At 34.9% G+C, this 25,926-nt stretch carries 21 protein-coding genes; 9 read left to right on the top strand and 12 right to left on the bottom strand.

Features of this window, described 5'->3' with window-relative positions; all coding sequences use genetic code 11:
• Positions 1-11 precede the first annotated feature (11 nt).
• The 3 genes from HOO91_17670 to HOO91_17660 are packed head-to-tail and all read left to right on the top strand — an operon-like array spanning position 12 to position 2,402.
• Entirely contained in the window at positions 12-920 is a 909-nt protein-coding gene (locus HOO91_17670; protein NOU19388.1) for a UbiA family prenyltransferase, read from the top strand.
• Positions 921-922: 2 nt separating this feature from the next.
• Positions 923-2,023 (top strand): type III polyketide synthase, encoded by a 1,101-nt coding sequence (locus tag HOO91_17665; GenBank protein NOU19387.1) that lies wholly within the window; start codon positions 923-925, stop codon positions 2,021-2,023.
• Positions 2,013-2,402 carry a methyltransferase domain-containing protein gene (locus tag HOO91_17660; GenBank protein NOU19386.1) on the top strand — a complete coding sequence of 130 codons (390 nt, stop codon included), beginning with the start codon at positions 2,013-2,015 and terminating at the stop codon, positions 2,400-2,402. The genes HOO91_17665 and HOO91_17660 overlap by 11 nt, the downstream gene beginning before the upstream one ends.
• A gap of 165 nt (positions 2,403-2,567) precedes the next feature.
• Here HOO91_17660 and HOO91_17655 read toward each other — a convergent pair whose 3' ends face one another.
• Together HOO91_17655 and HOO91_17650 are read right to left on the bottom strand one after the other, a co-directional pair.
• A complete protein-coding gene (locus HOO91_17655; GenBank protein ID NOU19385.1) occupies positions 2,568-3,482 on the bottom strand; it encodes a DUF2156 domain-containing protein in 915 nt (304 codons plus the stop codon).
• Positions 3,483-3,552: 70 nt separating this feature from the next.
• On the bottom strand, positions 3,553-3,972 hold the full coding sequence (locus HOO91_17650; GenBank protein NOU19384.1) for a GNAT family N-acetyltransferase: 420 nt from the start codon (positions 3,970-3,972) through the stop codon (positions 3,553-3,555).
• A 652-nt stretch (positions 3,973-4,624) separates the two neighbouring features.
• On the opposite strand from HOO91_17650, the gene HOO91_17645 reads away from it, so the two are divergent.
• Complete coding sequence (locus HOO91_17645; protein NOU19383.1) at positions 4,625-5,137, top strand: hypothetical protein; 513 nt, start codon at positions 4,625-4,627, stop codon at positions 5,135-5,137.
• A 135-nt stretch (positions 5,138-5,272) separates the two neighbouring features.
• Here the strand turns inward: HOO91_17645 and HOO91_17640 are convergent, their stop codons facing one another.
• The 3 genes from HOO91_17640 to HOO91_17630 all read right to left on the bottom strand — a co-directional run bounded on the left by HOO91_17640 (position 5,273) and on the right by HOO91_17630 (position 10,605).
• Positions 5,273-5,866 carry a PorT family protein gene (locus tag HOO91_17640; protein ID NOU19382.1) on the bottom strand — a complete coding sequence of 198 codons (594 nt, stop codon included), beginning with the start codon at positions 5,864-5,866 and terminating at the stop codon, positions 5,273-5,275.
• 172 nt (positions 5,867-6,038) lie between these two features.
• Entirely contained in the window at positions 6,039-7,517 is a 1,479-nt protein-coding gene (locus tag HOO91_17635) for a RagB/SusD family nutrient uptake outer membrane protein (protein ID NOU19381.1), read from the bottom strand.
• 34 nt (positions 7,518-7,551) lie between these two features.
• The gene (locus HOO91_17630; GenBank protein ID NOU19380.1) at positions 7,552-10,605 is read right to left on the bottom strand and encodes a TonB-dependent receptor; all 3,054 of its coding nucleotides are present in this window, start codon (positions 10,603-10,605) and stop codon (positions 7,552-7,554) included.
• A gap of 296 nt (positions 10,606-10,901) precedes the next feature.
• Here HOO91_17630 and HOO91_17625 point away from each other — a divergent pair, with 296 nt between their 5' ends.
• Entirely contained in the window at positions 10,902-11,633 is a 732-nt protein-coding gene (locus HOO91_17625; GenBank protein NOU19379.1) for an MBL fold metallo-hydrolase, read from the top strand.
• A gap of 108 nt (positions 11,634-11,741) precedes the next feature.
• On the opposite strand, the gene HOO91_17620 is transcribed toward HOO91_17625, so the two are convergent.
• Positions 11,742-12,482 carry a peroxiredoxin gene (locus HOO91_17620; protein NOU19378.1) on the bottom strand — a complete coding sequence of 247 codons (741 nt, stop codon included), beginning with the start codon at positions 12,480-12,482 and terminating at the stop codon, positions 11,742-11,744.
• Between the two features lie 342 nt (positions 12,483-12,824).
• Between HOO91_17620 and HOO91_17615 the strand changes: the two genes are divergently transcribed.
• Positions 12,825-13,832: a hypothetical protein gene (locus HOO91_17615; GenBank protein ID NOU19377.1), complete on the top strand. Its 1,008-nt coding sequence runs from the start codon at positions 12,825-12,827 to the stop codon at positions 13,830-13,832.
• A 37-nt stretch (positions 13,833-13,869) separates the two neighbouring features.
• Here HOO91_17615 and HOO91_17610 read toward each other — a convergent pair whose 3' ends face one another.
• The 3 genes from HOO91_17610 to HOO91_17600 all read right to left on the bottom strand — a co-directional run bounded on the left by HOO91_17610 (position 13,870) and on the right by HOO91_17600 (position 17,755).
• A complete protein-coding gene (locus tag HOO91_17610; protein NOU19376.1) occupies positions 13,870-15,702 on the bottom strand; it encodes a radical SAM protein in 1,833 nt (610 codons plus the stop codon).
• Positions 15,703-16,131: 429 nt separating this feature from the next.
• Positions 16,132-17,007 (bottom strand): phosphatase PAP2 family protein, encoded by an 876-nt coding sequence (locus HOO91_17605; GenBank protein NOU19375.1) that lies wholly within the window; start codon positions 17,005-17,007, stop codon positions 16,132-16,134.
• Positions 17,008-17,041: 34 nt separating this feature from the next.
• A complete protein-coding gene (locus tag HOO91_17600) occupies positions 17,042-17,755 on the bottom strand; it encodes a 5'-methylthioadenosine nucleosidase (GenBank protein NOU19374.1) in 714 nt (237 codons plus the stop codon).
• Between the two features lie 246 nt (positions 17,756-18,001).
• Between HOO91_17600 and HOO91_17595 the strand changes: the two genes are divergently transcribed.
• Both HOO91_17595 and HOO91_17590 read left to right on the top strand, forming a co-directional pair.
• Entirely contained in the window at positions 18,002-18,805 is an 804-nt protein-coding gene (locus tag HOO91_17595) for a helix-turn-helix domain-containing protein (GenBank protein ID NOU19373.1), read from the top strand.
• A 260-nt stretch (positions 18,806-19,065) separates the two neighbouring features.
• Positions 19,066-20,316: a putative DNA modification/repair radical SAM protein gene (locus HOO91_17590; GenBank protein ID NOU19372.1), complete on the top strand. Its 1,251-nt coding sequence runs from the start codon at positions 19,066-19,068 to the stop codon at positions 20,314-20,316.
• A gap of 126 nt (positions 20,317-20,442) precedes the next feature.
• On the opposite strand, the gene HOO91_17585 is transcribed toward HOO91_17590, so the two are convergent.
• The 3 genes from HOO91_17585 to HOO91_17575 form a co-directional block, all read right to left on the bottom strand.
• A complete protein-coding gene (locus HOO91_17585) occupies positions 20,443-22,227 on the bottom strand; it encodes a hypothetical protein (GenBank protein NOU19371.1) in 1,785 nt (594 codons plus the stop codon).
• Between the two features lie 229 nt (positions 22,228-22,456).
• Positions 22,457-23,155, bottom strand: a complete 699-nt coding sequence (locus HOO91_17580; protein NOU19370.1) for a cytidylate kinase-like family protein — start codon at positions 23,153-23,155, stop codon at positions 22,457-22,459.
• 293 nt (positions 23,156-23,448) lie between these two features.
• The gene (locus HOO91_17575) at positions 23,449-24,516 is read right to left on the bottom strand and encodes a nitronate monooxygenase (protein NOU19369.1); all 1,068 of its coding nucleotides are present in this window, start codon (positions 24,514-24,516) and stop codon (positions 23,449-23,451) included.
• A 219-nt stretch (positions 24,517-24,735) separates the two neighbouring features.
• Here HOO91_17575 and HOO91_17570 point away from each other — a divergent pair, with 219 nt between their 5' ends.
• A complete protein-coding gene (locus tag HOO91_17570; protein NOU19368.1) occupies positions 24,736-25,806 on the top strand; it encodes a hypothetical protein in 1,071 nt (356 codons plus the stop codon).
• The last annotated feature ends 120 nt before the right edge of the window (positions 25,807-25,926 follow it).

The following is a 25,926-nucleotide window of genomic DNA, read 5'->3' as shown; positions in this document are numbered from 1 at the left end:
TTTAAAGTAAAATGATAAAAAAAGTACTTATTCTCTCTTGGTTCGATAAAAGCACAATTAAGCACTTACGGTTGCCTTTTTCGTTTTTTCTAATGCCTGTATTCCTATTCGCTTTAAGTCAGGCAAGCACAATAAACTGGCAAACAGCTGCAATTGCATTCGTAATACTGCATCTACTTATATTCCCGTCAAGCAACGGTTATAATAGCTATCAGGATAGGGACGAAACCAGCATTGGTGGGCTAAAATATCCTCCAAAGGTTTCCGAGAGTTTATTCTATGCCACGCTTTTAATGGATATTCTGGGTGTTTTGTGCGCTTTAATAGTTTCTGTTAACTTCTCTCTATTGGTTTTGATGTTTGTACTTATTTCGCGCGCCTATAGCTATCGCAAATTGCGATTAAAAAAATATGCATTTATTGGCTTTTTAACAGTTTTCTTTTTCCAAGGAGCATTTGTTTATCTGATGGCTTCTTCGGCAATTGGGGAGTTTTCATTTAGGGCTTTTTTCACGCTTAATAGTATCATCTGCATGAGCATAGCAAGCCTCTTTATTGGAAGCATCTACCCCCTCACACAAATCTATCAGCACGAGGCCGATAAAAAGGATGGAGTAATTAGCATTAGCTATAAACTTGGATACATTGGCACCTTTGTATTTTCGGCAATACAATTCTCAATTGCAACCATAATCCTATACTATTACTTCAGCATAAAACATCAGCAAATAGCCATGGCCCTGTTTCTACTAATGATGCTGCCCGTTATCGTTAAGCTATCCGTATGGTTTAACAAAGTCCGTAAGGATACATCCAATGCAAATTTCGAAAACACAATGGCAATGAACTTACTAACATCAACTTGCATGAATTTGTACTTTCTACTGCTGATATTAAATAACCATTACACCTGGTTTTAGCTATGAGTAGAATAATTTCGATAGGAACAGCCGTTCCAAAACACGGCACAAACCAAGCTGTAATACTAGATTTTATGCAAGCCGCCTATAATGATAATGAGGCCTCGCGTAAGCTAAACCTACTATTCAATCACAGCGGGATAACCACACGATATTCTGCCATCCCCGATTTTGATAGCAGAAAAAAAAATCAATCCCTATTCATTAAAAACAATGGTTTACCAGATGTAAAGGAGAGGTTAAATGTATTTAAAGATCATGCCATATCGCTTGCCATTGAAGCAATTCAGGATTCACTAACAAAATTGAATACAACAATAACCGATTTTGAGATTACGCATCTAATCACCGTTACCTGCACAGGGCTATTTGCCCCAGGAATCGATGCAGCGTTAATTGAGCAGCTAAATCTACCCAACGATATATTTCATACCTCAATCAATTTTATGGGATGCAATGCTGCCTTTTCTGCGTTAAAACTGGGTGATATGATTGCCAAAACCGACGTGAATGCAAAGGTGATGATTGTTTGCGTGGAGCTATGCACCCTTCATTTTCAACCCAAAAACAATAGCAATAATTTACTATCGAATACCATTTTTGGCGATGGAGCCGCTGCTGTTGTTATTGTTCCCGATAGGGAGGCCGAACGAATGAATAGAGGAGGTATGGTGATAAACGGATTCTACTCATTGCTTCTTAACAAAGGGCGTGATTTAATGAGCTGGAATATTACGCCTGTTAATTTCGAGATGATTCTGGATGCTAAAATTCCATATTTTATTGGCGACGAAGTAATTGAAATTGTTTCTAAAGCCGGAAAGAAGTTTAATATTTTACCCGATAAAATTGATAAATGGGCAGTACATCCGGGTGGAAAGAAAATTCTGGATATTATCAAAGATCGATTGAATTTGAATGATATCGATTTACAATACTCATACAAAGTATTGGATGAATATGGAAATATGTCATCGCCAACCATTCTATTTGTACTGAACGAAATCTTTCAAGCCGAACACAAGCCCAACGAAACTACATTATCCATTGGATTTGGTCCAGGATTAAGCATCGAAACTGCCCTGTTTACCTATGTTGAGTAAATTCACATATCGATCCAACCAGAAGGAATTGCTCGATGAACCTACCATCCACAGCGGTTTACTCCACAAAAACCTCCGCGAACTCGATATTCTTAACAGAACAACGGGCGGTCATGCTATATCATTAAAAGGGATAAAACAGCTAATTACCGATCATCATAAAACCTATCACATTGTTGATTTAGGATGCGGTAGCGGCGATACACTGCGGGTTATTGCCGATTGGGCTCGGGCTAATAATTTCCAAGTAAGGTTAACAGGTGTGGATATGAATGCCGATGCCATTGATTATTTGAAAGATCATTGTGCGAATTATCCTGAAATAGATGGCATAGCAACAGATTATCAGGAGTATTTAAATAACGTGCGTTCGATGTAAGGTGTCATTGGCTTCGCCGAACTCGCAAACTCGGTTCTGAGCGAAGCGAAGGATCTAATTACTTATAAAACAGATGCTTCACTCCGTTCAGCATGACAAAGCAACAATCTAATGGTGAACTGAGAATCAATGTATTATGCTTACATCGAACTCATGTTAAAATAGCTATTTCTTAAAATAAAGTTGATATGCTGGACGCACTTCAACAGGGTAATAGGACTGTTTAGCCATGCGAAGTCCTGGTAGATTTATATCTTCTTCTCGATTAATGAATTCATATCCCAATTCTAATATTATCTTGGCTGTTTCGCGATTAATAAGCTGGTAAAGCCCTTTGTAGCTGCGATCAGCCTTTTCGGAATGAACATCAGCGGTATTATGATTCAATTTTTCGTAAATGGAAAATGCTACCGGCTTACCATTTACTTTAATTACTAGCCCTTGCTGATTTAATTCTTTAAAATGCCGGAGTGTATAATCAAGTGCTACTTTTTCATTCATTAAACTCTGATCATTCTCAATTCGATCATCATTGGCAATATGTTCCAAAAGCTTAATACATTCATTTAAACAATCACCAGTTATTGGATTCGCAGTCCAACTATAAGAATTTTCAGTTTGGGAGATAAGATTTCTTTTTTTCGCATATTTTCTCCCCGCAAGCAGCGCCAGATCTTCAGCCTTGTATATATAATTTGCATAACCCAAATTGTTCTTGACTTCGAAATGAGAAGTAAATTCTGGAAAACGTTTAATAAACCAATCATTAACACCAAAGATTATTATTTGATAGTCCAATTTAGCCATTTCGGTCAACAGCATCTCTTGACATTCTTTTGTAAAAGTGCCTAGCGGCTGAAGAATATGTCTATTTTTTCGTTTTGGAGCATTTGCGCTAATAATCAGCGTTCTATCTTGAAATATAGCCCATTCGTAGTTGTAAATCAATTTCCACGAAACTAAACTTGAAAAGGTATAACTTGCCAGAAGTGGTGGTTCTTCTAAAAGTATTGGTTCAACCTGATTTTTATGAGATAATTCAATTGGAGTGAAAGTCAATTTAAATAAGTTGTCCTGCATTTAATTATAAGTTAATAACACCACTTTTTATTTGATAAAACATCCAAAAGCATTCTTTGATTGTAAAACACTACTTCTTAGTTAGTAACATTGGTTTATAGGCAATCATTTCACTAAATCCCAGTTTTGTGTAAAAGCCTTCTGTTCCTGGTTCTGCAATAAGTCCTATCCACGAAAGTCCTTTATTCAGGCAATAATCCCTAAGTTTAATCACCAATAGTTTCCCTATTCCTTTATTTCTGTGCGACTTGTTTACAATCACGTCCTGAATATAGCCATCGCTAACTCCATCAGAGATTACCCTGCCCATTCCAATGATTTTGCCTTCATTGGTCTTGGCAACTATAAAACAAAAACTATTCTTAACTAGAATAGGTAAATTATTCCTTTCAGTAGGGCTTTCTTTCCACCAACCTCCATCTTTGTAGAGATCGATCAATTCTTCTTCATTAGCTATTTTAACAAACTCAAAATTGATATCTTCGTACATACTCTTAATTTATTGAATCAATGCTATTTACTAAAAACGCATATCTTATAAAAATGTTATTAGCGATTTCTAAAGACAATAGTTCGGTAAACTTTTTGGTGTTTTTTGGTGACTTGGTGATTTTGTGGCTATTATAAATTTTTGCTACCAAAACACGGAAACACAAAATATCACAAAAACAATATGTTACAGATCAATAATAATACTTTAACGAACTATTGTAAAGAGAAAATTTAATTTAAGTTCTTAATCTTTCTAGTTAGAGCACCTAAAGATTAACACAAAGAAGACGATTTTTGTTTTTAAAAATAGTGCCCATCGTAAATCGGCTGCGAATTTAGAAAAAAAGATCTAACTATCCGATCTTGCATAATAAACCAACAAAAATGTGAGAATATTACAGCTCTTTCTAAATTCATTGTAGCACTTTTCATACTAAAAGCGCTCAACTTAGCTCGCTCTAATTATTCAATAATATGATGGAAAAAGAAAATCAGCCCGAACAGCAGGCTGATAATAAAGTAAAAAAGGTTGTTAATTTAATATCCTATTTAAAATTGGAACGCAAATTGTTATATCCAATATTCTAATCTATAAGCATAATAAAAGATTACAATCAAAAGAGTATGTTCTGAAAAAAAACCACAAACACATGAAAACTAAAAAACGAATTATTTATCTATTTTTTGCATTTGCAACTCTGATCCTAGCTGGGTGTATAAAAGAAGAAACTCAAGGACCAGCTGGACGGGATGCCACAGTGTATTATTCTGAATGGTTTTCTCCATCGACTTGGTCAGGAAGTCCTGGCGATTGGTATTTTGAAGCCAATGCCCCCGATTTAACCCAAGATGTTGTGGAAAGTGGTGTTGTTCTTGCCTATTGTTGGCTAGCTGGCGATTTATACGATGCTTCAACCGTTCGACCTTTACCAGCCTATGCCGTTGGAGCCAATTGGAGTTTTTTAATATCCAACTATCAATCAATAGAGTTTACTTGCGATATGATTGTTAGACCCAGTGCAACCGCTAATAAATTTAGATTCATTGCAATTCCGGGAACCATTACAGCATTAAAGTCGGGAGCGTTAAATGGCAAAACAATGACAGACCTGAAGAATATGCCATACAAGGATGTTTGCAAACTATTTAACATTCCCGAATAATCACAAAATAAATTCAGAAACAAATAATCTGGATGATAAACAGATCAATTCTTAAGTTTCGATTTTGGTATATAACGTCAGTTCGATTTAAGAGACTAATGAAAGTCTCTTAAATCGAACTGACGTTATTATGTCCTATTTGATTTTATAACCAACAGTAAAACTGAACATTCTATTCTTCAACGATTCAGTTCCATTATTAGCAAAATCAATAAATCCAACCATATAGTTTAGCCGCAAGGCAATCTTTTCAAATTCGAGGCAATAGCCTAAGTTCAAACCAAAATCAAACCTTTTTACTTGGTTGGTATCATTTCCAAAATGTATTTTATTAGTCTTTCCACCCTGAATATATTTCCCATTTATACCTATTGCTAAATATGGTCCAAATTCAAAATTTAAGTTGATATCATCGAGCTCAAATTTGTAAACGATGCTAGCAGGTATATCAATATAGTTGAACCTATACTTTAGATGAACATCAGAGTCGTTAATTTTATAACCCCGTTGGGAAAAGCAGATACTAGTGGACAGATACAGATTATTTGCAAGTTTAAACTCTTTAATTACTCCAGCATTTATTCCGGGTAATCTATTTGTAAAAACTGATGTATCTCCAACAAAATAAAGTGCCTTCGACAGGCTTAATCCCGCCTTAAACTCAATATTTTGAGAATGTGCTCCAAGCAAAAGAGTTGCAAGTAAAAGGCTTAATAATATTTTTTTCATTTCAACTATAATTAGAAAACATAATAAGAATTCTATCCGTAATATATGATATAACTGCTCATAATTCCTGTAAAAGTATTATTTTTTTGAAAAAAAGAGGTTGTCAAATAATATTTGACAACCTCTCCAGTAGTAATATTATACTAATGAATAATTATTGTAAACTTATTCTTTAGTGAACATAAGCAGGATTCTGAACTAAGTTAGTATTTACATCCATTTCTCTTTGTGGTATTGGGAGAACTAACCTTCCATCATCCCATGGGATAGACTGTCCAGCCCAAGGTGAAGTGCTTGGAGCTACTGTACTGCCCTTCCACCTTTTTAAATTAGCTAGTGCATGGCCTTCAAAACACATTTCTTTTACCCATTCTGCTTTAATTTCAGCTAAAGTTGGGTCTGCTGCTAGTGGAGTAGCATTTGCTCTAGCACGAATAACATCAATATCACTCCTTGGGGTATCACCAATTGTAGATGCATTCATAAAGTTGGCCTCAGCCCTTGAAAGATACATTTCAGCTAAGCGAATAACGTTTACATACGCATCAAATTTGGCATATTTAGCGGTCATTCTGCGACCAGAGTTTGTTCCAACACCCCAGTAATACATCTCCTTAATATCAGCAGCCGTTTTAGCATCAGGGTTATCCATTAAACCACCCCTAGTATCAGTAGCCTCATATAAAGCAAGATGACCAGCTCTTACATAAGCATCACCACGACCATATCCCGGTAAACTAGCATAAAAAGTACCAACACCATTATTGCTTGAACCTGCATTACTTGTAAGGTTTTGTCTAATCATGAATACATCCTCAGTTGTATAGCCAGCATTATTATAACAAGCACGTGGAGTAGTGTTGAGAGTTGATGCACCACCAAACTCATCAATAACAGTTGTTGCTTCGGTAGCTGCATTTGCCCAATCACCCATTGACATATATACTCTAGTCAAAAAAGCACTAGCATTGGTAGAAGTAGCTAATCCTCTATTGGAATCTGCTTTACCTGGAGCCAATGAATCTTTGGCGTAGGTTAAATCGCTTATAATTAAAGTATAAACATCGTTAACTGAAGCTCTAGCAGGGTATGTAATTTTTGTTAAATCAAGAACAGGATCTGTTATGATTGGTACACCTAATTGAGTATTACCAACTACAGCACCATAAGGTAAAGCATAAAAACGCACCAACTCAAAATAAAAAACGCCACGAAGGAACTTAGCCTCACCATATACTCTTGTTCTTACATCAGCATCTTTAATCTTATCCAAATTTGCCAAACAGTTATTAAGAACATTAATTGCCTGATAAGCCGAATTCCATTTTGCGGCAATAGTACCTTCGGTTGGATCCAACGCTTTATTATTCATTTGTTTATAACCATTAAATGTTCCAACCCAACCAATTGTTGAATTATTGCTATTTGCTATTAAATCGGAATGGAAAACACTTGTTCCAGCAAAGAAATCTGTACCTCCCAATATTGAATATGTCCCCTCTAACGCACCAACAACTCCATCTTGATTAGTATAAACCTTAATGTCATCAATTGATTGTTGAGGTTCAATATTTAGGTATTTATCGCATGCGGAGAATAGCATAGCCATTGACAGCAACGCGACAACTATTATATTTTTATTTCTTTTCATAATCATATCTGTTTTTTAATTAATAAAATACTAGTTAAAAACCTAGTTGCAAGCCAAATGTAATTGTTCTTGGTTGTGGTGATGTATAAAAATCATACCCTTGCTGTAAATTTTGGGTTTGCGCGGATGCACCTGTACCAGTAAAATTGGTTTCAGGATCCCATCCTGGGTATTTGGTCTTTGTCCAAACATTTAACCCTTTAACAAATACCCTTACACTTGTTAATCCAACTCGGGAGATTAGTTTAGTAGGTACTGAATATCCTAATGTGATATCTTTTAATCTAATATAAGAACCATCAAAAACTAACATTGAAGAAAGTCCATAACCATTGCCCATATCAAATCTTGATTGAGGTTGATTAGTGATTTGCCCAGGAGTTTTCCAACGATTACTATTATATATATCTAATGTTTGGTTATCAAAGTATGATAGCCCGTCTGCCTGCCATTGACGACCACCATTAAATATATCGTTTCCATGAACAAACTGGAATACAAAATTCAAGTCAAAGCCCTTGTATTTAAAATTATTGGTAATACCACCAACAAAATCGGGGTTTGGATCACCAACCACCTGACTCGCTGCTTGCGACAATATGTTTGTTGTTGTAGTTCTAGTTGCATCTGTATAGAAAAGTGCATCGCCATTTGCTGGGTCAACTCCAGCAAATTTCTTAGTATAGAAAACGCCAATTGGATAATTTTCCATTGCTCTCCAAATACCAGTGCTGATTACTTTACCACCAAGGTTTGTAATTTTATTCTTATTGGCTGAAATATTGAAACTTGTATTCCATTGGAATTCGCCAGTTAAGTTGTTAGTATTAATTACAAACTCCCATCCTTTATTTTCCAAGTTTCCAACATTCTTGGTTACAGAAGTATAACCATTGGTAGAAGGTAAAGTAACATTTAATAACAAATCGGAAGTTTTCTTAATATAATAATCAAATTCACCTGTAATGCGATTATCTAAAAATCCAAAATCAATACCAAAATCGGTTTGCTTGGTTGTTTCCCATTTTAAATCAGGACTTGCAATACCGCCAGGAACTAAACCTGAATATCCAGCATAATTACTTGCTTGATATAGACCTCTGGAACTAAAGTTTCCAATCTCAGCATTTCCAGTAACACCCCAACTAGTACGTAGTTTTAGGAAACTAACTATTTTTTGATTTGACATAAATTTCTCTTTAGATACAACCCATGCTACCGAACCAGCAGGGAAGAAACCATAACGAGAGTTTTTACCAAATCGTGAAGAACCATCAATTCTACCGCTAAAAGTAATTAAATACTTGTCGAAAAATTTTAAATTACTTCTTAAGAAATAGGATAAGAAGCTGTAGTTAGTACCATTTGAACCTGCACCAGTTATCTCTGCTGCACTATCAATCCGTTTAAATTGATCGCTTGGGAAATTTTGAGCAGTAACGATAGCAGTATTCCAAACGGCTTCCTGATATGACATACCTCCTACAAGGTTTACGTTGTAATTCTCCTTAAAAGTTTTATCAAAGGTAAAATAGGAGTTTGAAGTTGTATTTAACAATGTAACAGTTCTATCCGTTGCATTTCCAAAAGGACCACCATCATTCGTTAAACGACCCTGATAACCTTTTTCCCTTTGGTTTGTTAAATCCATCCCTGCTTCAGTTCTAAAGGTTAAGGTAGGTAAAAGATTAAACATTGCATAAACATTACCTATATTCCTAAAGATTTCAGCATTAAAACTATTATATTTTAATGGAATCATTCCATTTTCATAAACTGTGTATTTATTCAAAGTAGTAGTTCCTGGAATATATACTGGATCTAGTGGAGGTAATGCTACCATCTGTAATGGTTGAGAGAAGGCATTATCATTAGCAACCCTAAAGTTTCTTGTTCTAACAGGGTTTAGACTTAGACCAAAAGACACTAAATTATTTGCTTTCTGATCAAGGTTTAAACGTGCACTAATCCTATCAAAAGAGTTACCTACAATAACAGCCTCTTGATCAGCCATTGATAGAGAGGTGAAGAATTTAGTTTTTTCATTACCACCAGAAGCAGTTAAATCATATTGACGTAGGGATCCTTTACGCAAAGCTTGGTTCTCCCAATTTGTGTTAGGTCCTTTAGCCAGATTATTTGGATCTACTGGATCTCTCCAGTAAGGGAAAACCCAATCAAGTAAAGTTTGATAATCAGGAGCACCCCAAATATCAGTATCACCAGTATATGCTAATGTATTATTAAAAGCCTCCTCAAATAATTTAAGATATTGATCCCTATTCATAAAACCAACTTTTTTTGCTGGTTCACTGAAACCAATCTGTGTTGAAAAGTTAAAGTTTGTTTTACCCTCTTTACCCCGTTTTGTAGTAATAATTACAACGCCATTTGCTGCTCTAGCACCATATATTGCTGATGCGGAAGCATCTTTCAAAACTTGAATTGATTCAATATCAGCAGGGTTAAAATCAGCCATAGGGTTTGTGGCTTCATTACCAGCATCACCAATATTATCAGTGTTTACTGCTATATTGTCTACTACATATAATGGTTGGTTATTTGCAGAGACTGAAGAAGAACCACGAATCCTCATTTTAATACCTTGTCCAAGTTTACCAGTTCCACTCTGAACATAGACACCTGATGTTTTTCCCTGAATTGCTGACTCAAAACTGGGCTGAGTAACGTTTGCAATATCCTCTGCCTTAACTTGTGATATAGAACCAGTTAAGTCAGATTTCAATCTAGTACCAAATCCCACAACAACAACTTCGTCCAACGAGGCTGTTTCAGGAGCAAGTTCTATATCAATAATTGCTCTTCCATTAATTGGCACTTCTTGAGCTTTCATTCCAATAAAACTGAAAACTAGAGTTGTAGCATCAGCTGATACACTAATCTCATATTTCCCATCAAGATTTGTTGTTGTACCAGTTGTTGTTCCCTTAACAACAATCGAAACTCCTGGAAGAGTTTGTCCATCCTCAGAACTTTTTACTACTCCTGAAATTTTCCTTGTCTGTCCGTTAACAAGGCTTATCCCTAGGAATAATAGTACACAAAGGGTTAATAACAGTTTTTTCATAGATTTTCTAGATTAGGTTAATAAAAATGAAAACGAAAGATAAATTTTTAAACCATTTAATTCAACATTTTTTTATCAAGGTATAAAAATAGAGAAATTATATTTTGCTAATAATTAACAACATACTAAATTCATATGTTTTTTAACATATAATTTATGTTAAAAAAATTGATTTTTCCCCTCAATACATTTAAGATCTCTACACATTAGATTACCCTATTACGAAACACCATTTTAACAATAAATGTATGAAATCTATGTTAATTTCATACATTTGAAGTTGTAAAATATTAACTATGAAAACATTCGCTGTCCTTCTAGCCTTTATAGGTATTTCAGCAATAAATGTAAATGCTCAAAATTCAGATACCATTTCAACTACTAAAGGAAATATAATCATCCATTTTCTTGGACATGGCTCATTAATGTTCGACTTTAATGGAAAATTTATTTACATAGATCCCTTCTCTAAAGTAGCTGACTATTCCACACAGCCAAAAGCTGGCCTGATATTGGTTACACACCATCATGGTGATCATCTTGATTCTACTGCACTAAAAGATGTCTGGAAAGACAATACGGTTCTATACTGGACTCAAGAATGCGAAAAACAGAGCAAATTCAAACCTAAATCAAATGTTGTCAATAATAACGAGCATGTACAATATGATGATATTTCGATTGAAGCAGTCCCCGCTTACAATATTGTTAATGTAAGACAAAATGGAACTCCATACCACATTAAAGGGGAAGGTAATGGCTATATATTAAATATGGGTAACAAAAGAGTATATGTTGCTGGTGATACAGAAAATATCCCTGAAATGACAACATTTCAACCTATTGATATTGCGTTCCTACCAATGAATTTACCATACACTATGACCCCTGAAATGGTAAAAGAGGCAGCATTAATGTTAAATCCAAAGATTTTATACCCTTATCACACAGGTAAAACCGATACTTCTACAATAGTTAATTTACTTAAAGATTTTCCTATAGAGGTCAGAATAAGAAAAATGGAATAGTTTAGGGTTCAATAAGATTTAGGATCTAATCCTCAATCCTAAATATATTAAAAACTAAAAAAGGGTGTCAAAACGACCCCCTTTTTAGTTTTAACTTAAGTTAAGTGCTTACTTTTCAGAGATACCCTTTGATTTCAAAAAGGTCATAAACCATGATACTTGATAATAATCTGATTTATTCTTAGTTAAATCCCCTCCATCATTTGTCTTTTGGTAAGGAACCATAAAATCATCGCCAGGTTTCCAATCGGCTGAAGTTAAAAGTTTATTCTTATACGTTGATTGCAATGCTGCAATAGTTCTTTTAATCTCATCGAAATTTCTTCCAATATTCATAGGATAAAAAAAGATTGCTTGAATTTTATCATCTGGATCAATAATGTAAACACCCCTTACATCTGATGTAGTGCTTTCTTTAGGGTGTAGCATTCCATATTTTTTAGCAATGGACCAGCTTTGATCATCAACAATGGCAAATTTAATTTTAACCTTTTCCCTATTTTTATAGTTAATCTCCTCTAACGTCTTTTTCCATGCAACATGTTGATAAAGGGTATCAGTAGAAACAACAACGAGTTTAACACCCATTTTATCAAAATCATTTTGCAAGTATGCCATTTCTAAAAGTTCCGAAGAACAAACTGGCGTAAAATCACGAGGATGGCTAAATAGAATCTTCCATTTACTTCCATAATCGGCAGGAAATGAAATTTCACCATTTGTAGATTGTGCAGTAAAAGAAGGAGCGCTTTCCCCAATTAGAGGAATCCTAACATTGCTATTATCTTGTGCCCATAATTGGCTCGTAGATAAAAACAATACCATAATTAATAAAATTTTTGTTTTCATTTTTATATTTATTTAGATTAATTTAATATAGCAAAAAAACAATAAAAAGAATAAATTGTTCTATTGAATAATATAATAAGTTGTTATAACTAAAATATTAATTATTTGATATACTGTTTTTTATAAATATTTGAGTATTCACTTTTAACATATTTTAACACCAATACATTATTGAAAGTGGGTTGTTCTAGACATAATTAATCAATTTCAAAAGTCATTGTCAAATTTTTATTGAATACTTACAGAGAAAATATAAATCTTAAAAAAGTCAAAGTGATAATTGAGTATATTTTGTATTTTTATTGATAATTATTTTCAGTTTAATTTAAAACGCTAAAACCTATGAAAGTACTTAAGTGGTTTCTTTACATTGTTCTGGGAGTCGTTACTTTACTCCTTGTAGCTGCGGCCTTTCTTCCCAATAAAAAGGTATTAAAAAACAGTATCGTTGTCAACTCTTACCCGAGGCCAATCTATGGATTAGTAAACAGCTTGAAGAATTGGGAAAAATGGTCACCTTTCAGCGAAGAGGATACCGCAATGGTTTCTGAGTATAGCGGACCTGAGTATGGTGTTGGAGCACATCAGTCATGGAAGAGTAAAAAAAGTGGTAACGGTAGTATGACTATCCTTGGGAGTATTTTTGAAAAGAAGGTAGTATACGACCTTGATCTTGACTATGGTGGAAAAGATTCATCGTTATTTATCCTCGAACGGATACCCGAAGGAACAAAAGTAACTTGGGAAACAAGAATTACTAAAGCAGGCTACCCTATGGGAAGGCTAATGTGGTTTGTTGCTGAGGGTATGATGAATAAAACTTTTAACAAAGGTTTAGAGAATCTGAAAAAAGTTGTCGAAAATTTACCACCAGTATGTAAATCGGGAGATGTTATGGAATCAGCAGAACCAGCTAAAATTTACTTAACAATAACCGATACTCTTACAACAGAATCAATCGCAAATTTCTTTGGAGAAGCCTATGGAAAGATAGGGGGTTTAATGAAAACTTCTCCAGTGGTTAAAATGATTGGCGCTCCTGCAGCCTTTTATAATGGAGATCCTTCAAATCCAACATGGATTGTAACTGCCGCTATTCCAGTTAATATTGAACCAAAGAAACTTTCACAAGGAATTTCAGTGCTAAAAACTCCAGAGCAAAAGGTGGTATCGGTTTTACACTTTGGCGATTATAGCACATCCAGCGATTCATACTACAAACTCGAAGATTATATTAAAAGTAAAGGATATGAAATTATTGGCAATCCATTAGAGGAGTATCTGACCGACCCAATGGTTGTTGGTGATCCGATGAAGATTGAAACTAAGATAAGTTTTCCAGTGAAATAATTTCGTAGAATTGTTAGTTGAGGCTGTAGCATCCGCTTCAGCCTCTTTTTTTATCCTTAAATCTTTTAATTCCGATTATTTTAGCAATATAATCGGGTGGAATAGTTGGCAATGCAACCTTAAAATCAAACCATTGGCTTACATGGTCATCAATTCCAACGCCATGCATATAATTATAGATTGATTTTTCGAGCCCCTTGCCAAGCCTTCCATGCTTGCAATTCACACTTTCAATGAATGGCACTTCATTATTAGCAAAGGGATTTGGCTTTAGTGATACCCTCTTAACTTCATAATTTTGGGGTGATTTTCCAGTAGGACTATGACAGGTCATAGCGTACCTGTGCCAAAATCCTGATTGTATCAACCCATGCTTAAAAAATTGTCGAACAACTTCGAGTGAATCAATTGTTTCTTGTTCTGATTCCGAAGGAAATCCATACATTAGGTATGCATGAACCATTATACCTGCATCCTGAAAGTTTTTGCATGTTGTTGCTGCCTGTTCAACAGTAACTCCCTTGTTCATCAGATTGAGTAATCGATTCGATGCTACCTCTATTCCTCCTGAAACAGCAATGCAACCTGCATCTGACATCAATTTACATAAATCAGGTGTAAAGTTTTTTTCGAATCGAATGTTTGTCCACCATGTAATAATCAAATCTCGCTTTATTATCTCTTCTGATAATTTTCTCAACAACGAAGGAGGTGCAGCCTCATCAACGAAATGGAATCCGGTTTGACTTGTTTGATGGATAATGCTCTGAATATTATCGACTAGTTTTGAAATCTCCGAGGCATCGTAGTTTGAGATGTATGGTAACGATGTATCGCAAAATGCGCACTTTGCCCAGTAACATCCTCGTGCTAGCTGAATTTTATTCCAAAACCCATTACTCCAAAGGCTATGCATTGGGTTTGGCAATTCCATTAGCGAGAGGTATTTATTAACTTCAATTCCAGTATAATCTGGAGGTGGAAGATCTTTAACAAGAACAGTATCAGGTAAATTATTTAGAAGTTTAACCTCACTATTTTCGGCAATAAATGTTCTTAATAATGGAGTTCTTTTATCATTTATATATTGCATTAAGCGTAACAGAGGCAACTCTCCATCATCAAGTATTAAAAAATCAGCATATTGAAAGATTGCTGGATCGCAAAAAGTTCTTAATTCTGTGTTGATGTAACCCCCTCCTAATACAATCTTAATTTCTGGATTTTGCTCTTTTAAATACTTTCCACATCTTAGCGCTGCATAAAGATTACCAGGAAATGGTACAGTAAATCCTACAACTCGGGGATTGTAATGATCTAACTTCTCCTTTAAGAGCGATAACATTAAATTATCAACAGGATTAGGTATCTTCTTTAGTTCATCCTCTATTTTATCAAATTCAGGGAGTGAAATTGAAATTCGTTCAGCGTATTTAGTTACACCAAAAAAGGGGCAGACATTTTCGCGAATAAAATCGGATATATCTAACAGAAAAAGTGTTGCCAAATGACGAGCCATATCATTTTCACCCAAAGAGCCAAACCACCAATCCAAATCCTCGATGTTATTAAATCTAGAACCCTCTGGCAATAATTGTCGTGAGCAAATTCTATGCGATAAAGTGGGGTTCTCGCTTCTAATAAAAGCCTTAACTGGCTCAATTAAATTGATATACGGTTTTTTATTTTCAGATAATATTTCCGAAAGAAATTTCCTGCTGTAAACAGCATCTGCTAAATCAATGCTTAAATCATATTGAACGGCATTTATAGAGTTTGCACGAAGATATGCCAACAGCTGCGTTGTTGCTGGGTAAGGAGAATTCAGCTGAGTTAATGGAGGTGTAATTAAAAGTATATCCGTTTTCAATTTTTCAGGTTTGGTAATGGCAAAGGTATTGAATTTATTGAGGAAAATTAACTACTTCTTCAACCTGAAATCGGATATTTACTAATTGATTTAAAAAAAGAGGTTGTCCGGTACTGTCGGGATCTGGGACTGTGTGGTGGATTCGATGCATGGCTGACAGAAATCATAACCCGGACAACCTGGCTGCTGTTATTCAGCAGAATATATATTAAAGATTCGTGTTTGGGGTGAATCTTACAATGTATTATATAGAGAAAATCTTGCCAAGATTTTAGAAAAAAATATACACGAAGTTATATTGCTGTATTTCTGAATATTACAAATTATCAACCGTCTATCAACACAATAAAACACTGGGTTTTTGGAGGATTTATTCTACAATGTGTGGAATGATAATGTGATAAATTGTTGAATGTGGAATATGTTCATCTACTTAAAACATTTATTTAATCTATTACTTAATCCCAAAAATACCGGGGCAAAAACTATTCCTCCAATAACATCAATTGCATAGTGAGCCTTAATGTATACAGTGGAAAAGCAAATAAGCAATCCAAAAATCATATATACAAATAATAGTTTTTCTGCGTATTTATATGCTAGGTATCCTATAATTGCAACCATTCCAACATGTGATGAGGGAAATGCTGCTGTTGACCCCTCTCCTACCCATTCTGCAAATTTAACTAGTTCACGAAATATACCAGAGTTGGGGATAGTCCTTAATGATTCCTCGAGATAAAACTGTGGCCCTGCAACAGGAAATATGATGAAAAACAGATAGAATAGATAGAACGTTGTAGTGATAGTAAATACAACATATTGAAATGAATCTCTCCTCCTAATAAACAGCCAAAAAGGAAGTAAAATGATAAGAAAATAGTATGAAAAATACCCGAAATTCATTAATTCGCTAAACCACTTCTGCGGAAAATATTTTGAAAATACTATACTCGGATGTAATCCAAAAATCCATAGTTCAACTTTCTCAACGATAGAATCAAGATTGTTGAAAAGAATATTATTCAGGTAATCGGTTTCTGAGTAAAATGCTCCAAAAAGGATAAATGGGTATATACTCCGAAAGAATAGGATGAATCTACTACTAATCTTTGGTGAAAGCCATGCTGACCAACAAATCAAACTAATAACAATAATTCTAAAAAGAATATGTGCAAACTCTCCGTTTAGCCTACCTGACGACAACAAAATATAAACTAAAGTGATTATCAAGTAACCTAAAGTTACAATATCTGTGGAGTTTAGGCTTGAAATGATTCTTTTATAGGTTGATTGATTTTGCATTTTCAATTTTTAAAATGATGTGGGTTGTATGAATCTATTGCGCAAAATACTTGATTATTCTAACAACCTCTCGACTTAACGCAATAGATGCCGAAGTTAAATTTCGTAGATACTCCTCCTCCGTTGGTGTAGAATTATCAACCAAATCGGTAATTGATTTAACAGCAAAGAAGGGGATCTTGTATAAATCAGCAACCCAAGCAATTGATGCTGCCTCCATCTCCTTAACAACGCCTCCGTAAGATTTTATCAGTTCCAAATCCTTATCGGTATAATCCAAAGAACTTCCTGTTGAAATAATACCAGTTTTTAATCCAAGGTTTTCTGCAATCCCCCTTGTATCGAAACAATAGTAAGAACCAATACCATATGCATCAAAACCCGGTATAGGAATCCGTCGATCATGGTAGCAGATCATCGGGTAGCTAAGGTAAACATCCCCAATCCTTGCACCAGCGCTAACAAAACCTCCCGCAGTACCCGGGTTTATAATTAAATCCGGCTGAAGACGACCAATGGCAGTTGCAGCATTAAGAATTGCAGCCTGTGGGCCAACATTATCAACATTGAATCTATCGCATTTCCCACTGGTGATAAGATCGATATTTAATGAATTGTGTCGTCCCTCATAAAACTCCATTGGTAATGGGCTTAAGAGTTTCCCTTTGTGACTTAATCCCAACCCATCAATTATGGGTCTTGCTTCAACTTCTACTGCGATTATCAGAACTATGCGCTTAAAGGACATGGCAATAATATTTAATGGTGAAATTACGAATTGTGATTTATTGTTAGGTACTCATTTAGGGTTTTTTAATTAATTTCTCATTATGCAAATCGTAATAAAATCTCATATCATATATAATATCAATCATTTAACAACAGCAATCAAAGTAATTGAAAAAAGATCAAAAATATTTGGAAAGAATAATCACATAATTTATATTTGCTTATTATTTAATCATTTATTTGATTATATTAAAATCATACGCCTATGTACTTCCACTCAAACCTAAAAACTTTGCGAAAACGAAAAGGGTTAACGCAAGAGGAACTTTCTGCTGAGTTAAAAGTAAAAAGACCTACCCTAAATAATTATGAGAATAAGATTTCGCAACCAACCCTTGATATCCAACTAGCTGTTTCAGAGTATTTTGGAATTTCGGTTGACATTTTACTCAAAATTGATTTAAACACATTTACTGAATTTCAATTTGAGGAAATAGAAAAGGGCTCTGACATCTACACAAAGGGTACCAACCTTAGAGTTCTTACCTCAACCGTTGGTAATGATAACGAAGAGAATATTGAACTTGTAACTGCAAAGGTGAAGGCTGGATATATGTCTGGTTTTGCCGATCCTGAATATGTAAGTTCGCTGCCTGTGTATCGCCTGCCCTTCCTAAAGAACGATCGAAAGTACCGTACTTTCCAGATAAGCGGCGATTCGATGCTACCAATCCCCGATGGTTCATGGGTAACGGGTGAATTTATTCAAGACTGGACATCAATTAAAACGGGTGAAGCATGTATTATCCTTACACGTGAGGATGGATTAGTATTTAAAATTGTGGAAAACCTCCTAATTGAAACTGGGCACTTTGTTCTATCGTCCCTAAATCCTCTATACCACCCATTCGAGGTGAAAGGTCAGGATATTTTTGAGGTTTGGAAGTTTGTGCATTATACAACGGATCATCTACCAGATGGTAATATTAGCATTGAACAGCTAATGATGTCGGTTCAGAAACTTATGCAGGATGTTGAGGAGATCAAGAAAGAGATTAGAAAGAAATGAGAGGTGATTAATGAAAGGTGAAAAACAGGATATGCTATTTTACGTCAGTTCAATGTAAGGTGTCATTGGCTCCGCCGAACTCGCAAGCTCGGTTCTGAGCGAAGCAATGGATCTAATGGTCTATAAAACAGATGCTTCACTTCGTTCAGCATGATAAAGCAATAATCCAACACTATACTTAGGATCAATATGTTATACTTACATCGAACTCGCATTATTTACGCTTTTTCAATTATCACTATTAAATTTTCATTTACGCGATGGAAACTCTCGAAAAGCTAAAAATACTATCAGCAGCAGCCAAGTATGATGTATCTTGCTCATCTAGTGGGAGCAATAGGAAAAACACTCCCGGTGGACTTGGCAATGCTGCTTATGCAGGGATTTGCCATAGTTTTGCCGATGATGGGCGTTGTATTTCACTACTTAAAATTCTTTACACCAATCATTGTATCTATGATTGTGCCTACTGTACAAATCGCAAAAGTAACGATATCCAGCGAACTATCTTTACTGTAGATGAGGTGGTTGATCTTACCATCAACTTTTACCGAAGGAACTATATAGAAGGGTTATTCCTAAGCTCTGGGGTAGTTAAAAGTCCTGACTATACTATGGAACGGTTGGCCAGAGTTGCCAAGGATTTGAGGATCATCCATCATTTTAACGGGTATATTCATCTAAAAAGTATCCCAGGAGCAAGTTCTGAATTAATAAAGATGGCGGGTCTATACGCCGACAGGCTTAGTGTAAATATAGAAATTCCCTCGGAGCAAAATCTAAAATATTTAGCTCCCGAGAAGAACTACCCAAGCATACTTAACCCAATGGGTTACATTCATACCCAAATTGAAGAGAACAAGGAGGAACGTCGTAAATACCGCAAAACACCCATTTTTACTCCCGCAGGTCAAAGCACACAGCTGATTATTGGTGCAACTCCAGATACGGATAACCAAATTCTTCATCTCTCATCAAATCTTTACGGAGTAAATAAACTAAAAAGGGTTTACTACTCCGCTTACAATCCAACCAATGAGTATGATAAGCGATTACCTGCCTTAACTACTCCGCCTCTCCGTAGGGAGCATCGCTTGTATCAAGCAGATTGGCTTCTAAGATTTTACGAATTTAAGGTTGATGAAATAGTTAACGATAAGAATCCCAACCTTGATATTGAACTTGACCCAAAACTTGGCTATGCCCTTCGAAACCCTCATATTTTCCCAGTCGATATCAATCGAGCAGATCTACATTTACTCCTTCGTGTGCCAGGGATTGGGCCAAAATCGGCAAGGTTGATTATGTCTGCACGAAGGTTTAGTAAATTAAATTCATTCCATTTACAAAAAATAGGTGTTGTGATGAAAAGAGCACGGTACTTTATAACCTGCCATGAACTCTCAAGTCCATCAATACAAGAAATAACTCCCTTAAGACTCCGAACTCAACTTATGCAAACGGAACGGAGCAAGCAACTTTCAAATGCGGTTCAACTTTCATTATTTTAAATAACTCTAAAACCACCAAAAGTATAGACCATAAAACTGTTATACCTTAAAGCCAAATCTTGCAATTTCTTCGATATATTTTCCTGATTTATTGGCAGGCATTTAAACATCCTCCTATTTATAGAACTATATAATCTGTTTTGCAGGAAGTGTAAAGAAAAACTTGCTCCCCTTATACAATTCACTTTCAACCCAAATTCGTCCTCCATTCAACTGGATAAAATCACGACAAAGAATTAATCCTAGTCCGGTTCCTTTTTCATTTAATGTTCCTCTTGTAGAGAAAACATGCTTACCAAATAACTTTTCAATAGCCTCACCAGGTATCCCCATTCCATTATCGGCAACACAGGTAGTAATAATACCTTCTTGAGACTTTGAACTAATTACTACAACGTCACCTTCTTTACTGAATTTAATTGCATTGGTAATAAGATTTCTCATAACAACCTCAATCATATCCCTATCTGCTAGAACTTCGGTATTAACATTTACTTTGTTTTCAAGCTTTATACCTTTCTGGGCAGCTGTTTTTTCGTAAAGATTTACTTTATTTCTTACAATATCGTGAATATCAAAGCATACAGAGTTTATAGAACTATCCATCATTTGACTTGATGCCCACTTTAATAAATTCTCTAAAAGTTCGGTATTATATTCAACATTTTTTGACAATTCGCTCAATATTTGATTTTGCTCTTCAATTGAAAAATATCCATCTTTGGCCAAATTCAGCATGCCTATGAGTGAAAAAAGAGGGGACCTTAAATCATGTGAAATTATAGAAAAAATTTTGTCTTTCAATGCATTAAGTTCACGAAGATCTTCTGCTTGTTTTACAATTTCGTCCTTCTGAAAACTGATTTCGATATTTTTTGAATTGAGTAACACATTTGATTTCTTAATTTTTTCATACCCAAAATAGGTCAAGCCTGATATCAATAAAACAGTAATTATTATTCCCAAGTAAACATTTCGCATTAACCTTTGCTGGTGAATTATTGCTTTTTGCAACTCTTTCTCTTTATTGAGTAAATCAATTTGCATTTGTTGTTCTCTCGATATCTGCTCGACTTTATCTAGATTTATCTGTTTTTCATTCAATTCTATCTTTTTCTCTTTAAGTTCTTGCTCAGTTGCATTCTTAATTGACTCTACTTCTAACACTTTTGAGTTTGCCTTATCTACCATAAGTCGGGCTTCATCCTCTTTTTTAGAAACCTCCTCCTGTTGAATTTTCTTAGTAATGGCAGCAAAAAGGTTAAAATATTGGGTCGATTTTTCTCTATCCCCAACCTTATCATATACCCGTGTCATCAATGAGTAGCAATTTCGTAGATATTTTGTATCTCCAATATCCTTCGATAAGGTTTCTGCTTCAACTAAAAAAGGTACGGATTCATTATACTTTTCAATTTCATTGTAGGAGTTAGCAATATTCAATAAGGATGAAATAATTTCAGATTTTCTATTCATTCTTCTTGCCATATCCAAACTTTTTAAAAAATAGGTAAGGGAATTTTCGAAATTCTTAGTCTCGGCATAAAGCAATCCAATTTTTGTACATAAAACAGAAGTGCCATTCAAATTTGATAGGCGCCCTGTCATTTCAAGAGATTTTTTAAGTAGATCTATTGCATTCTCTAGTAGACCATGCGTCCAGCATATATTCCCAGCCTGATGGAAGTAAAATGATGCCTGATTATACTCTTTTATTTTTTCGGATTCGTTACCCTTCTGGATATAATCATCCACCACTTTCTTAATTTCAGCAGGAAGCGGAACTGCCTGTTGAGCAATCACAGAATGATATTGGGTGATAATAAAAAACAGAATGCAAATCCGCATCATATAACTATTTAATCCTGAATAAGTAATGAATGATTTACAAATCGGGGTATAGATGAGCATAAAAAATCTAGTTATAGTATATTTCACACAACTAAGATGCCAAAATAACAATCCTTTTTTTCTGATACAGTAAAATTAATAATTAGTTTTCTTTTTTTGATAAATGAATTCAATTTTACTATAAGTTTCATTTTTATGAATCTATATATCCAATAAACCAACAGAGCTTATTCAAAAAGAATAAACTCTGTTTTAAATTTTAGCATTAAAAACTGCAACTGCTTATAACCTAGTAAATAAGTTTTCTAATCTCCATTGTTTTTATAATAATTTCTACTATTTCACTAATTGATAGTGTCATACTATTAAATGTTATATCGAATCTTGTATAATCTGTATTTACTCCACCAAAGTAAACTCTAAACTCCTCTCTTTTCTTATCAATCTCCAGAATGTAACTTTCGGCTGCTTTCTGTTCAACATCTAACTTCTCAGAGATTCTTAACGCACGCCACTCGAGTGGAGCCTCAAGGTTAATATGTAAAGAACGCGGGATATCTCTAGTTATAGCAACACCACCACGTCCAAGAATAACCACCCTCCCATGACAGGCAATTGAGCGAATTACTTCTTTTACTGTTTTACGAATAATCCTGTCACTTTTATAGTATTTACTTGAAAATGATTGAAGGATGTCATCCATCATAGTTTTTTTCTTAGCCTCAAGGGCATAGCTAATCTCTTCTGGAGGTAAATTTAGTGCATGAGCCGCTGCCTCTTGAATTTCTTCCTTCCCAACCCATTTCCACAGCTCTCCATTTTTATAATCAAATCGTTTATTTAACTCCTTTACAAGTTGTTGAGTAATTTGTGTACCAGAGCATCCCATTTCACGAGAAATAGTAATTACTGGCCCAGGTTCAGGGCAAGGTTTATGAGTCTCTTTATGTCTATCAATCAAATATTTGACTAAATCAATTTTTGCCATATTGTTTTATTTTAGTCAATCGTTTTCAAATAAACTTTTCTGACTTTCTTTAAAAAATCGTTGGCAAAACTATTCTGATGATTAAAGTATAAAATTACCAGAAATAATAGTAAAAATCAATTTAACTATCAAGAATATCAAAGTTATACGCAAATATTTTTGAATAATCATTGCATAACATATAATAGCTGGGTTTAACCGTTCTATTAGTTCAAAATAAATATTACTAGAAACAGAAAAAGGTAAAACAAAATTGTTTTACCTTTTTCTACTTTAAAAACAACAAAAGAGAGTTACTTACTTTTATTATATTCTTTAAAAATGGCTTGGAAAGTCTCTTTAACCGATGTTATTTTTGTGGCTAAATAGGCATTTGTTCCGGCAAAAGCATACCCATGCTCAAAATTCCCTTTGAATGCACTAATAAGGGCGGTAATAATGCAATATGGACTTGAAGATATTTCGCAGGTTTTGATACACTTAAACGGGCATCTTATTGGTTGCTTATACCCTAGCCTTACTTTATCCAAAAAATTATTTCCAATTGCTCTTCCGGGCATACCAACTGGACTTTTTATAATCTGAATATCCTCTTTTTTCGAATCAATATATGATTGTTTAAATCCATCAGAAGCATCGCATTCATCTGTTGTTACAAAACGTGTAGCCATTTGAACTCCAGAAGCTCCTAGATTCATAATATCCCTGATATCCTGTCCTGTGTAAATCCCTCCTGCTGCAATAACAGGAATTAATTGATGGTACTCATCCTCAAACTTCTTAACCTCAGCTACTACTTCGGGTATAAGTTTCTCTAACGAATAGTTTTCATCGTTTATTTGTTCAAGTTTAAATCCTAGATGACCTCCAGCCTTGGGACCTTCAACAACAATAGCATCAGGTAAATAGTTGTATATCTTCTTCCACTTTTCGCAAATCAATTTAGCGGCACGACCTGATGAAACTATGGGAACAAGTTTAGTAGTACTATCGCTTTTTAGAAATCCAGGTAAATCAAGAGGCAAACCAGCTCCTGAAAAAATTATGTCTGCTTTTTCGGCTATTGATGTTTTTACCATATCGGCAAAATTGGACATGGCAACCATTACATTTACACCAATAACACCTTTTGTTTTTTCTCTGGCCTTCCGAAGTTCCTCCTTTAAGCCATGAATGCTAGCCTCAAGGTAATCGGTTGTAAATTCACGATAAAGTAATCCAAGGCCTGCACTTGAGATAACCCCTACCCCCCCTTCATTTGCAACTGCAGAAGCCAACCCAGAAAGAGATATTCCAACGCCCATACCACCCTGCACTATTGGGATTGCAATTGCTAAATCACCAATTCTTAGAGATTTCATCATATCTATTAAATAATTAATCTTCAAAGGTAGTCATTAAATATTGCAATTAAACACCCGTTTAGCTAAATAAAATACTTATTTTTATGAGCGTTTTGCTAAGTAACTAATTTGGAGGTTATGAAAATTCTTTGATTTAATCTTAAACAAAGAAGGTACGAGCACATTTGTAGTATTTATTTTTAACTTTGAAATCAAAATCTTTTTAAAATAAACGCTATGCGTAATTTTCTCATTGTTCTTTTCTCAGTAGCTTTAATAGTACCTACTTCCCTTTTCTCACAAAGCAAAAAAGATACGCTTCCAGCCTTTTTAGGTGTTTCATATATCCCAGCATTAAAATGGAAGGTTTTCAACCTCAACGATGATGATGGAAAGTACTTAAAATACAAATTCGATATAAACTCACAATCATCCTTTGAAGGCAACTTTGCCTTACGCAGAATTGGTTTACGATTTGGACTCTCGGCAAATGTTGAAAATAACTTGGTTGGAAAAGCATACAAGTACGGAGGGTATATTAACCTAAAAAATTATTGGCTCAAACTTCAAAGTTCGGAGGTTTCTGGAGTTTTTACATGGTCTGGACAACTCCCCTCTACTGACGGTTATTTTACCAGTCGTAAATTTAGCAATAAATATTTTACAGTAGAACTTATAAAAACTTCAAACATGTATAAACACATGGCTGGAGGGGCTGTAATGAATAGAATTCTTGGAACATATTGGGGTGTAGGTTATACATCTATGGGATTCCCTATGAAATTCAGCACATTGGTAACACCGGGGGGAAGAGAGCATCAAAAATTTGGTATTCCTGCATATGATACACTATTCACTGCCAAATTTTATTCTGCTTGTTTTGGATTTGATATTCTCCGCCAGCTTTGCCTGACAGGTGGTAAATTGGGTAGTATACCGGGAAGACCAGCAATGCGTTTCGGAATGTATGCTTCAACACAAGATAAAATCGGTTTTGGAACGGGTAAAATTTCTGACTATGGGGTAAATATGGCCGAAGCCCTTAACCCTGGTAAAACATTTGTTAAGAGCAATTCATTCACAGCATTAGTTCATTACTCTCTTTCCGTTGGATTTAGGTATTACAAAAATGCAGGGCCAGTATTCCTGCTATTTGCAGCTGGTTACGACTTAGAAGGTGCTGCTATTATGGGCTTTGGAGGTGCAGCGGATAATAACACGGATTTGGGATATGACTCTAGTTTTTTCTTTATAAATCATGGAGTATCTTTTAAGCTATACATCTCGTGGATGGGAAATAAAAAGTAACTAAATAGCAACAATTCTTAGATCTTTCTAATAAAATAATACGCTAAACACCTATAGGGTACTTTACTAATGGTTATGATATCTTAAAGAGATCGGAAGTTTTAACTACAAAACTTACTC

This window comes from Bacteroidales bacterium (genome assembly GCA_013141385.1).
In the GTDB taxonomy this organism is placed as follows: domain Bacteria; phylum Bacteroidota; class Bacteroidia; order Bacteroidales; family Tenuifilaceae; genus UBA8529.
Note: the sequence above shows the minus strand (reverse complement) of the source record. Positions and strands in the feature narration are given on the sequence as shown.